At 38.6% G+C, this 12,157-nt stretch carries 10 protein-coding genes and 1 other annotated feature; of the genes, 1 reads left to right on the forward strand and 9 read right to left on the reverse strand.

Going from position 1 to position 12,157, the window contains the following annotated elements:
* Positions 1 to 9 precede the first annotated feature (9 nt).
* The 4 genes from aspS to HNQ80_RS11240 all read right to left on the reverse strand — a co-directional run bounded on the left by aspS (position 10) and on the right by HNQ80_RS11240 (position 5,147).
* Entirely contained in the window at positions 10 to 1,302 is a 1,293-nt protein-coding gene (aspS, locus tag HNQ80_RS11225; protein WP_184310751.1) for an aspartate--tRNA(Asn) ligase, read from the reverse strand.
* A 507-nt stretch (positions 1,303 to 1,809) separates the two neighbouring features.
* Positions 1,810 to 2,064: a binding site (T-box leader), on the reverse strand.
* A gap of 143 nt (positions 2,065 to 2,207) precedes the next feature.
* The gene (locus HNQ80_RS11230; protein ID WP_184310752.1) at positions 2,208 to 2,567 is read right to left on the reverse strand and encodes a P-II family nitrogen regulator; all 360 of its coding nucleotides are present in this window, start codon (positions 2,565 to 2,567) and stop codon (positions 2,208 to 2,210) included.
* Between the two features lie 52 nt (positions 2,568 to 2,619).
* Positions 2,620 to 3,876, reverse strand: a complete 1,257-nt coding sequence (locus tag HNQ80_RS11235) for an ammonium transporter (protein WP_184310753.1) — start codon at positions 3,874 to 3,876, stop codon at positions 2,620 to 2,622.
* A 398-nt stretch (positions 3,877 to 4,274) separates the two neighbouring features.
* A complete protein-coding gene (locus HNQ80_RS11240; protein WP_207726976.1) occupies positions 4,275 to 5,147 on the reverse strand; it encodes a cation diffusion facilitator family transporter in 873 nt (290 codons plus the stop codon).
* Positions 5,148 to 5,309: 162 nt separating this feature from the next.
* On the opposite strand from HNQ80_RS11240, the gene HNQ80_RS11245 reads away from it, so the two are divergent.
* The gene (locus tag HNQ80_RS11245) at positions 5,310 to 5,489 is read left to right on the forward strand and encodes a hypothetical protein (protein ID WP_184310754.1); all 180 of its coding nucleotides are present in this window, start codon (positions 5,310 to 5,312) and stop codon (positions 5,487 to 5,489) included.
* A 73-nt stretch (positions 5,490 to 5,562) separates the two neighbouring features.
* Here HNQ80_RS11245 and HNQ80_RS11250 read toward each other — a convergent pair whose 3' ends face one another.
* The 5 genes from HNQ80_RS11250 to HNQ80_RS11270 form a co-directional block, all read right to left on the reverse strand.
* Complete coding sequence (locus tag HNQ80_RS11250; RefSeq protein ID WP_184310859.1) at positions 5,563 to 6,171, reverse strand: redox-sensing transcriptional repressor Rex; 609 nt, start codon at positions 6,169 to 6,171, stop codon at positions 5,563 to 5,565.
* 195 nt (positions 6,172 to 6,366) lie between these two features.
* On the reverse strand, positions 6,367 to 6,765 hold the full coding sequence (locus tag HNQ80_RS11255) for a response regulator (RefSeq protein WP_184310755.1): 399 nt from the start codon (positions 6,763 to 6,765) through the stop codon (positions 6,367 to 6,369).
* Positions 6,766 to 6,767: 2 nt separating this feature from the next.
* Positions 6,768 to 10,271, reverse strand: a complete 3,504-nt coding sequence (locus HNQ80_RS11260) for a PAS domain S-box protein (RefSeq protein ID WP_184310756.1) — start codon at positions 10,269 to 10,271, stop codon at positions 6,768 to 6,770.
* 38 nt (positions 10,272 to 10,309) lie between these two features.
* Complete coding sequence (locus HNQ80_RS11265; protein WP_184310757.1) at positions 10,310 to 11,335, reverse strand: protein-glutamate methylesterase/protein-glutamine glutaminase; 1,026 nt, start codon at positions 11,333 to 11,335, stop codon at positions 10,310 to 10,312.
* Positions 11,336 to 11,340: 5 nt separating this feature from the next.
* Complete coding sequence (locus HNQ80_RS11270) at positions 11,341 to 12,156, reverse strand: CheR family methyltransferase (protein ID WP_184310758.1); 816 nt, start codon at positions 12,154 to 12,156, stop codon at positions 11,341 to 11,343.
* Position 12,157: the final 1 nt, after the last annotated feature.

A 12,157-nucleotide genomic window follows, 5' to 3' on the forward strand; every position in this document is an offset into this window, starting at 1 on the left:
TCAATCCTCCTATGGTACAATTCTGTTCAAGTCTCTTGGGAACAATGTGGATTCACGGATGTTTTCCAAATCCAAAATCTTCATGGTAATTCTTTCCAAACCGATGGCGAATCCACCATGGGGAGGCATCCCATATTTAAAGCTTTCTAGGTAAAAATCAAAATCATCGGGGTTTGCACCAAACTTGATGATGTTTTGTTTCAACATCTCGTAATCATGGATTCTTTGCCCTCCTGTGGTAATTTCCAACCCCTTATAGATCAAATCAAAACTTTTGGTCATGCCGATCAACTCGTCATCGGGCATGGCATACATAGGTCGCTTAGCAGCAGGATACTTTGTAAGAAATACAAAATCACTTTGATACTTTTCCTTCACATATTTTGAGAACAAGATTTCTCCTTCTGCATCAATGTTGCCTATAGGAGACTTCTTATCGTATTCTTCCAACAATATTCTTTGTACCTCCCCTAAAGGAATTCTAGGTATTTTTGGAATTTCCGGCAATACAATACCGAACATCTCAAGCTCCCTACTACATGTATTATTTAAATGTTGAAACAGGAATCGCATAAAACCTTCTTCCAAATCCATCAGATCATTTTCATCTTCAATGAATCCCATCTCCACATCCAAGCTCACATATTCATTTAGATGTCTCCAAGTATTATGAAGCTCTGCTCGGTAGGCATGCCCCACTTCAAAAACCGATTCAAATCCTGCTCCAACCATCATTTGCTTATAAAACTGAGGACTTTGGGCTAAGAATGCTCTCGTTTCAAAATAGTTTACAGTAAATAGTTCTGAGCCGCCTTCTGTTCCAGATGCCACAATTTTCGGTGTATGAATTTCTGAGAATCCATAACCCCTCAGATAAGTCCGGAATGCCTCTACAATTTCTCCTTGGATTTTAAATACCGCTCTCTTATCAGGTCTACGCAAACCAATGGTTCGATGATCTAGCTGTGTTTCTAACGCCGCATTGATTTCTCTCTGGTTGATGCTAAAAGGCAATAGTTCATAATAGGTTTTTCCAAGAATCTCCATAGTTCTCACACGAATCTCCACGCCTTCTGGAGCTCTCTCATTCTTGAATACTGTTCCCTCTATGGTAACTGCCATTTCTAATTTTAACTCTTTGATCAATTCTTCATCTTCCACCACCAACTGTACGATTCCCGTTTTATCTCTTAGAAACACAAATGCAAATTTTCCAAAGCTTTTCATTTTATATATCCAACCCTTTAGCAATACCTCTTGCTCTTTCTTCTCTGCCAATTCTCGAATCCATACTCTTTTCATGTCTTGTTCTCCTTTCTCAACGTATTTTACAAAATTCGCATGTTGCTACCGCAACTGCTCATGGCGCCAACGAAATTCCTTCGAGTAAAACTCTCAGAATTTCCGTTGCTTAAACCGCCCCCTAATGATTTTTGTTTTTACTGCCATCAAACCCCAACAGCATATACATTCTTGATAAAAATTTAAAAATTCGCATGTTGCTACCGCAACTGCTCATGGCGCCAACGAAATTCCTTCGAGTAAGACTCTCAGAATTTCCGTTGCTTAAACCGCCCCCTAATGATTTTTGTTTTACTGCCATCAAACCCCAACAGCATATACATTCTTGATAAAAATTTAAAAATTCGCATGTTGCTACCGCAACTGCTCATGGTGCCAACGAAATTCCTTCGAGTAAGACTCTCAGATTTCCGTTGCTTAAACCGCCCCTGATGCTTTTTGTTTTACTGCCATCAAACCCCAGCAGCATATACATTCTTGTCAAAAATAAAAAGCCCATCATCCCTATAAAGGGACGAAAGGCTTGCTTCCGCGGTACCACCCAAATTAGCTGTACGGCTCACTCTATCAGTACGGAAATATCATAGATAAATCGATACTGTCCAATCAATAACGGTTTGGCTCCGTCTAAGCCTACTTTCCCAAGGGATTTCGGTTAGCAACTCCGAGATGTTCTTCGACATAGGTCTCGTGCTGGTCTCTCACTATCACCAACTCGCTGAAACTACTTCCTAAGTGTACTCTTCTCATCATCGTTTTTTAATGTGTCTTTTTTATGAATTCTACGCTTATTTTTATACATTGTCAATACAATTTTCAGAAAAAATTTATTTTTATGCATAATGAATATTTATTTATGTTACTATTCCCACTTTCTCATTCCCTTATACCTCATGGTTTGCTCTCTAAGGTTGGTTGTTCAAAGCAACCTTCCCTTCATCGCCATTACGAATTCGCACTACATTAGCAATCTCATAGATGAATATTTTTCCATCTCCAATTTTACCAGTATATAATACTTTTTTTGCTGTCTCTACGACCAACTCCACAGGCACTTCGCAAATCACTGTCTCTACCTTGATCTTAGGAAGCAATTCCGGTGTATAGGCAACACCTCGATAATTACCAGTTTGCCCTTTTTGAACACCACAGCCCATGACGTTGGTAACGGTCATTCCCATGACACCAATTTTATTTAGGGCATCCTTCAATTCCTCAAACTTATTTGGTCTGGTGATAATTTCCACCTTGGTGATTTTATCCATAGCGTTCCTCCTTTTTTATAGATATTTGCATTGCTATCAGGTGACTTCATCACTAAATCTGGTCGCTATTCAAATAGACCACTCTTGGTTGGAAATCTGCATAGCTCTCTGTACCATGCTCCTTCTTATCCAGTCCTTCCTCTTCTTCCTCACTATTTACTCGCAAGCCTACAGTCTTATTGATAGCTTTAAACAAATAGAATGCAGTGACATTGGTCCAAAGTGCTACTGCGCCCACACCTATCAATTGAACTAACAGTAGCTTTGTTCCACCCCCATAGAGCAATCCCCCATCGGTGGCAAAAACACCTACTAAGATCGTACCTACGGCACCACAGATACCATGGACGCTGATGGCACCTACTGGATCATCAATTTTCAATACATTTTCAATAAACTCAATAGCCAATACAACCACAATACCTGAGATGATCCCGATCATTACTGCCCCACTAGGACTTACAATATCAGTTCCTGCAGTAATACCTACCAATCCAGCCAACGCCCCATTCAAAGTCATACTCACATCTGGCTTTTTGTAACGTGACCAAGAAAGTATCATGGATGCAATGGCACCTGCTGCTGCAGACAGATTTGTTGTAACAAATATATGGGAAATGGCTTCTGTATTTGTTCCTGCCAATGTAGATCCAGGGTTAAAACCAAACCATCCAAACCATAGTATAAATACACCTAGCGCACCTAAGGTGAGGCTGTGGCCCTTAATGACTCTGGTTTTTCCATCACTTGTATACTTGCCTATACGTGGTCCAATAATCCATGCCCCCATTAATGCTGCCCAGCCCCCTAGAGAGTGAACCACAGTAGAACCAGCAAAATCATGGAACCCGAGTTGAGCTAACCAGCCGCCGCCCCATATCCAATGGCCGGCAATGGGGTAAATCACTGCACTGATTACTAAACTATAAATAAGATAAGAGCTAAATTTTGTTCTTTCTGCCATTGCACCCGATACGATGGTGGCAGCTGTAGCACAGAATACAGTTTGAAAGATTAAGAATGCCTCTTTGGGTATGCTCAACTCTAAGTGTTCGAATGATCCTAAGGAGAGAAAATCTACTTTTCCAATATAACCACTTAGATCTGGTCCAAACATGATTCCAAATCCTAAGACCCAGAAAGCAACAGATCCTACTGCAAAGTCCATCAAATTCTTCATAATAATATTTCCTGCATTTTTCGCTCTCGTAAATCCAGTTTCCACCATGGCAAAACCGGCTTGCATAAAAAATACCAAAGCTGTTGCCACCAATACCCACACCGTATCAATTGCGATTCCATAATCCATAAATGATTCCTCCTTTTTTTACGTTCTCTGTCTTTTTCTCATGCCGATGCCAGCTGTACATCGCAAAAGGAACAAAGTTGCCTATCGGCAATTTGTTTTCCCTAGGAAACCCTAGGTTTCCTTCGACGCCTGCAATGCAGGCTGAGTACCTTCCTGAATACGGCAAAGGGGAATCCCCTCTGCACACCCCATATATAGGAAATTGAAAACCATATTTCCTATATATAAAAACGGCGCCAACAAACAAGGAATTTTATATTCCTTGTTTGTAGACGCCGTTGCCTACTTGTTTCTATGCATTTTTTAATATAGGTATAATCATAATATATTTTTTATATTTTTGCAACATGTTTTTTAAATTTTTTGACTTTTTTATTTATTTTATGAATTATTTGTTTTCATTTCCTTTCTGCTGGTTCCATATGGATGATCACCTCTCTGATATCCTGAAATTCCTGAATAATTCTATCTTTGATATCATGGGATAGCGTATGGGCTTCCTCGAGACTGATACTTTTATTCGCACCCACATGAAGATCCATCATGATGTAGTTTTCTTTGCCCCGGGTTCTAATCTTATGACAATAAATCACGTTGGGAAAGTTCATTACCAATCCATATATCTGTTCCGAATCAATGACAGACGCATCAGATAGCACATTGATGCTGGGAATCAATACTTCTAAACCTGCTTTTATGATGAGAACGGCGATGACTACCGCCACGATGGTATCCATTATAAGAAAATTAAATTTCACAGCAATTAAGCTTACAATAACAGAAAGTGACACATAGATATCACTTTTTGTATGGCTGGCATCAGAAATCAATATGGCACTTTTCAGTTCCTTTCCTTTATTGTCCTCATACTTGGTTATGATCATATTAACAACTAGCGTAATGATCATAACCCCAAAACTTACCCCATTGATCTCAGGTATCTGGGGATTTCGAAATCGCTCGTATGCCTCTATCAATATTTGATAAGAAACAAAGAACAACAAAAGCCCAATAATTCCTGTAGCTAGGGTTTCAAACTTATGATGCCCATAGGGATGACCTTCATCAGCTGGCTTTGATGCAATCCATATCCCAATCAATCCTACGATATTTGAAGTACCATCAGACAAAGAGTGATATCCGTCAGCGGTCATGCTTGAAGTTTTGGTAATGACACCATAAATAATCTTCGCTGCCGCTACGAGAATGTTAAGCACAAAAATCCCTAGAAGAATGTTTCTTACCTGCTTATAATTTCTTTTATCCATCATTAAAATCGTCTCCTCAAAGCCTATCGCTAAATTATATTTGCCAATAGCGCGTTAAAAAATGCGAGTGTAAATATCTATATTAGTAGAATATCCTATTCATGTTAAATTGTATATTACATTCAATCACAAATTCAAGACAAACTAGAATAGGAGGTGTAAAATATGACAAGAGAAGAAATGGATAACCGATTTAATAACAATGGATTAGGAAATTTACAGATCGTTGATCTAAGTCAGGAAGAATTAGGCAAGATCAAGGCTTTAGAAGATGAAATTAATAAGAATATCCATGGTGACCGAGTCGCACTAATGGCTTTGACAGTAAAAAAAACAATACAATAACTTTAAGAAGCTCCTATCTAATGTAGTTAGGAGCTTTCATAAGGTATGATCATCATAGGATTCTAATATAAAACTACTTATTATTCTTCATCAAAAAAGATAATGCAAATAAGCTTTCGCTAACATGGACATTTTCTAAAACCACTTGTTCTGGAATCTTCAAATCTATAGGAGCAAAATTCCAAATACCTTTTATATTGGCTTTCACCAATCTATCTGCCACTTCTTGGGCATTTGATCCAGGCGTGCATATGATCCCAATATCGATTTGATGATTTCGTACAAAGTTTTCTAACTCATCCACATCTTTTATTTCAATATCACCAATTTTTATACCGAACATCCTAGGATTTATATCAAACATTGCCTGAGGAATGAACTTCGATTCCTTTAAGCTTGTATAATTTGCAATAGCTTGGCCGAGATGCCCTGCACCTACAATCACCGTTCTATATGTCTGATCCAACCCAATAATTCTTCCAATTTCGCGGTAGAGCACTTCCACATTATATCCGTATCCCTGTTGTCCAAACTCTCCGAAGGTGTTAAAATCCTGCCTGATTTGCGAAGCCGTAAAGCCCATCACTTTACTAAGCTCTTTTGAAGATATTATGGCAACACCTTTCTCCAAAAGTTCAGCCAAATACCTATGATACTTGGGTAATCTCCTAATTAGAGCCATAGAAATTCCACTGCTGGGTTTTAGCACCTATATCACTCCCTCAGTTTGATATTGAAATTCGACTTCAAATTTCATTCTAGATTCTTAGAAAGTTTATTTCAGCCTCATTTATTATAATTATATTATATTTCCTTTAAAAGGGAATAGGCAACTTTTTTATTAAATAATATCTCCTTCGCTCACTTCTTAGTCAGTTTATATGGATATCAATCCAAACTTCGTCATCACATCTATCAATTTCTGTGTATCAATGGGTTTGGCTGCATATGCATCACAGCCTATATCGAATGCGTTCTGAACATATTGGGTCTCTGCTAAAGCTGTTGTCATAATAATCTTGGATCTCTTATCTGGTAAAATTCCTCGCTGCTTTTCCAAATCACGGATTGCCTTAAGTACCTTTACACCATCGACCTTAGGCATCATGATATCCAAGCAGATCAGATCATAGGGTGCCTGTTCCTTCATAGCCATCATGAAAGCATCTAGGGCTTCCAAACCATCCACTACCAGATCACATTCTCCATATTGGGAGAGAAACTTAAACAAAAATTTCCTACTCGTCAAATCATCCTCTGCAATAAGAATTCTCATCCTTAGTCCTCCTTTAATTTATAAACAGTTTTTTTAATAATTTTAAACTCATCCACCATTTGTAATGCATAGTCGATGGCGCCTTCAAGATCTCCACGCCTGGAATACAGCTGAATCTTAAATGCTAGATTTTTGATGTCATCCATTTCGATTTCATTAGCCAGATCTCTGATTTTCCGAGCAATACTCTCCATTTGTGACAATTCGTTCATTCGTATGACAGTTTCAACTTCTATAACATGCTTTTCGATTTCCTTTAAAACCCGTACTTGTTCTTCCTTTGTAACATTCTTCTTATGTTCGTCATAAATATTTCTTTCAGTATATCCAAGCTCTGATGAATCTATTGCAATTTTTAACACTTCCTTATTCCGGTTCAATAAAAGCTCTATGGTTTGAAAGAGCTCCTCCATCTGCACAGGCTTTGAAATATATCCATCCATGCCAATAGATAGAAATCTTTCCCGATCTCCTTTTAATGCATGGGCTGTTAATGCGATAATCGTAATATGTGAGTTACCTTCCTCTCGCTCTCGAATACATTTTGTAGCCTCTATGCCATCCATGATGGGCATCTGAATATCCATCAATATAATATCATATTTATTTTCTGCAAATATTTTTAGAGCTTCCAATCCATTATTGGCAATCTGTACTGTATGTCCTCTTTTCTGCAGCATTGTGGTTAAAACGATTTGATTGATCTTATCATCCTCCACCAATAAAATATCCAAGGATTTGGTAGTCTGTTGGATTTCGTCTGTTTTAACTTTCCCTATACCAGTCTTTGCCCCAATTCTATATCTTATATCAAAATAGAAACGGCTTCCCTTGTCCACTTCACTTATAGCCATCATCGTTCCTCCCATAATCTCCACAAGCTGTTTTGAGATCACAAGTCCCAGCCCAGTTCCACCAAATTTTCTGGTTATGGAGCTATCTACTTGGCTAAAGGTTTTAAAGAGTCTATTCATATTCTCAGGGGAAATCCCGATGCCCGTATCGCTTACCATAAATCTTAATTCTACCTCATCGTTTATGGTTAATCCTTTTTTCACTGCCAAGGATACTTCTCCACGCTCCGTAAACTTGATGGCATTGTTCACAAGGTTATTTAAAACTTGTCGCAGTCGACTAGGATCCCCAACCAGATACTGGGGTATGCTGGATGAAAAGGAGTAGTTTAGCTCAATTCCCTTATCTGCTGCATGGACAGCATGGGTTTTGATAATCTCTTCCACCAATGCTTTGATATCAAAATTGATGTTTTCTAAAACAAGCTTACCTGCCTCCATTTTTGAAAAATCCAAAATATCGTTGATTACCTTCAATAAAGAGTCCGCACAAGTCTTTGCCGTCAGCAAATTGTCCTGCTGTTCATGGTCCAAATTCGTCAACAAGGTGAGGTCAATCATTCCTACAATACCATTTAATGGCGTACGAATCTCATGGCTCATGTTTGCTAAAAATTCACTCTTCGCTTGATTTGCAGCTTCTGCCTGCTCCTTGGCATCCCTCATGGCTTGAGTAATGCTTCTTTCTTCGCTAATATCTGTCAATACCATGGCGGCATAATCCGCTTCTGGGCTATAGATATATAAGGAACAGTATTTGCCTGTATGCTTGAAATAGTATTGTTGGATGCTCAGACTTTCTCCTGAGATTGCAAATTGGACCAAAAGTTCAAAGAACTCCTTCATGATTTCTTTTGAATAGAGACAGGCTTCAAAAATGCTTTTGTCTAGGGCCATGTCTCTATTCATTCCCATTAAATTCTCAAAAGCTTCATTGATTTCAATACAAATGGCATCTACAGGATGATTGTTTTCGTCCTTTATAACCTTAAAATATCCAAAGCCATTGTTCATATTCATCAGCAATGTTTGATATTTTGCTCTGCTTGCACGTAACTCAGCGTTTACCATAACTCGTTCAGTGGAATCATAGAACATGGTAGCGAAATACCCTTTTTGTGGGCTGTAAAAAGCTGTGGTCAGCCACTTATCATATTTAGGTGAATATATATCCTCTTGCAGCAGCGTCTCCCCATCTAGCGCAATTCTTCTGCATAATTCAAGGCGCTCTGGACTTATTTTTTCATTAAACACTTCGGATGCCTTTTTGCCGACCACATCTTCTTTCTTAAATCCTGTCATTCTTTCATAGGCATCGTTTATCTCAAGAATTTCATAATCGATTAATTCTCCATCTTTATCAAATAAAAGTTTATTATAGCTAAAACCATTTAACATATTTCGAAATAATGAATGATATTTTTCCTTACTCTCTTTGATTTGTGCTTCTGCCAGCATCCGCTCTGTGATGTCATATACAGCTCCTATAAAGCCTGCAAACTCATCATTTAGATCGTAAAAGGGTGTACCTACGCTAACGCACCATCTATACTCTCCATCATATCTGCGCATGCGATGCTCCATTTCAAAAGGGACACGTCTACGGAATGCATCGAAATATATCTCTGAGCATTTCTGTATATCTTTAGGGTGAAACGCTCTGATCCATCCTACATCTAATACCTGCTCTAGTGTCATCCCAGTAAACTCAAGCCAACCTTTATTCACGTAACCTGTTTTTCTATCACGGTCAGCCCGCCATATCATAATAGGAAGATTTTCCAATAGTCTTTCACTATACTCAATGGACTGAATGAGTCTTTCTTCTTTAAACTTCTCATAGCTAATATCTTCTATCACAAGCATAATGTGTCTTTCACCCATAAGCATAATGGGAATGCAATGTATTTTGTACCAAGGTGTCCGCCCTATACCACTTGTGTATATGGGAAATTTTAACTCGATCCCATTATTTGATATTCCTGTAGTCAATACCTGATCAACATTCCGCTTAATTTCACAAAGACAGCATTGAATACTCAATCCACAGCCCTTCTGAACATTATTGGGACATTGAATGCCTTCTCCAAACCTAAGTCCCTCGATACTGTGGCTACTTCTGTTCACCATTTTTAGAAAAGCTTTATTTGCCCTTTTTACAATCCGGTCACAATTTAAAATGACCATCCCTACAGGGGATGCCTCAAAGGCAACATCCAGATTATTCCGCTCTGTCCTTAATTCTTCCTCAACCTCCACAATTCGGGTGATATCCCGAAAGACAACAACAACTCCCGTCATAGTTCCTTTGAAATCCTTAATAGGTGCACAACTGGCGGAAATATATTTTCTGGATCCATTTTTCAAAAGAAGCACGGTATGTTTTCGGAGTCCCTCCGGTATTCCTGATTGCAGCACCTTCTGCACAGGGCTTGGTAACCAATCCTTTGTGTGGGAATGGATCAAATGAAACACATCATCAAAAAATGAGCCTATTGCTTCTTCAGACTTCCAGCCAATCAGTTCCTCTGCCGATAGATTGATATAAGTAATTTTGCCAGATAAATCCGTAGCAACAACACCATCACCTATGCTAGTTAAGGTTGCCAGAAAGAACTCATTATAATTTTCTTGTAAATTTTTCTCATCCATTCCTCAATACCTCTTTCTTCTAAGTCAAAATGAGTCACCTAATCAATCATCCCACATAACAATTTAGGAATATGCCCTAATGATGCCTGCTTTTCTACCGCCCCTAGATTATATGCAATCCTTGGCATACCGTATACTACTGAAGTAGCCTCATCCTGGCCAATGGTCCTAGCACCCCTTCTCTTCATGGCCAGCAAACCTTTTCCCCCATCATATCCCATACCCGTCAGGATGATCCCAATCGCTTGAGCGCCAGCCGCTTTCGCTACAGAATCGAAGAGAACATCTACGGATGGACAGTGTCCATTTACTTTCTCCCCTCGAAAGCACTCTACCTTGTAAGTATCTCCTATTTTAATAACTCTCATATGTTGATCCCCTGGAGCAACCAATACACAGCCTGGCTTTACAAAATCCCCTGTTTGGGCTTCTTTCGCTGAAAACACTGTGGAGTTATTCAATCGATCGGCAAACATTTTCGAGAAGACAGGTGGAATATGCTGGGTAATTACAATACCGGGTAAATTGGACGGCAACAGCTTCAATATATTATAAATAGCCTCTGTTCCTCCTGTAGATGCTCCAATGGCAATGATTTTCTTTGTGTTTCCACTGGTATTGGCCGATATAATACTTCTGGTTTCATTAAGGTTGGCACATGATATTTTTGCATCTGAAGCTATCTTGATCTTCGTAATCAAATCCTCAATGAAAGCTTCCACACTTTTCACTGATTTCACATCAGGTTTAGTCACAAAATCTACAGCGCCTCCATTCATAGCATCAAATACAGCCTCACTGACCGTACTCACCACAATCACAGGTAAAGAATATTGAGGAAGCAATCTTCGAATAAATTCGATGCCATTCATTTTCGGCATTTCTACATCACAGGTCATGACATCTGGCTTATATTTTAAAATCTTATCTCTGGCATCAAATGGATCTACTGCAGTAGCCACCACTTCAATGGCTGGATCCGAAGCAATTCCTCGAGACAATACTTCTCTAAATACTAAACTATCATCTACCACCAAAACCTTTATTCTTTTTCCTAGACCCATGGAAACTACTCCTTCCTATACACAGCGGGCATGATGTACTTGAATTTGGTTGCGTCACGATTTAAAGATTCTGAGTGTCCGATAAATAGATAACCTCCGTACTCCATGGCATCATAAAATTTATCTACCAAATCGTTTTTTGTCTTATTGTCGAAATAGATCATAACGTTTCTGCAAAAAATCACATGGAACTTTCGCTTGAAGGGGAATACCTCCTCCATCAGATTAAACTTTCTATATATCACTTCATTCCTAATCATATCAATCAGGACAGAATTTTCATTGTTAAGTTTCTTAAAATAGCTGTTTTTCCACTGGGCAGGAAGGGAAGCAATTCCTTCATTGCTATAGATACCCTTTTGGGCCGTGTCCAATACACTATTTGATATGTCTGTTGCCAATATCTTTGTGTCCCACCAAACCTTTTCTTTTCCTAGAAATTCATCCAATATCATGGCTAACGTATATGGTTCTTCTCCAGAAGAACAGCCTGCACTCCAGATTCTTAGATCCTTATCCTTCGCTGTACCTACCAGATAAGGCAGTACTTTATCTCTCAAAAAATAAAAGTGATCCGTTTCTCGCATGAAAAAAGTATGATTTGTAGTAATCTTATCGATTAATGTTGCAACTGCATGTCCTGCTTTATCAGCGACAATATAATCATAGTATTCAGTGAAACTTCTAAAATTCTTACTGATTAATACATGGTGTAATCTACCAGTAATCAAAGACCGCTTTTCTTCCTTTAGATGGATACCATAATTCACTTTGATATAGTCTGCCAGTTGTTTAAACTCTTTTGTGGTAATCGTAATCATT

Source organism: Anaerosolibacter carboniphilus (assembly GCF_014205875.1).
GTDB classification, from domain to species: domain Bacteria; phylum Bacillota; class Clostridia; order Peptostreptococcales; family Thermotaleaceae; genus Anaerosolibacter; species Anaerosolibacter carboniphilus.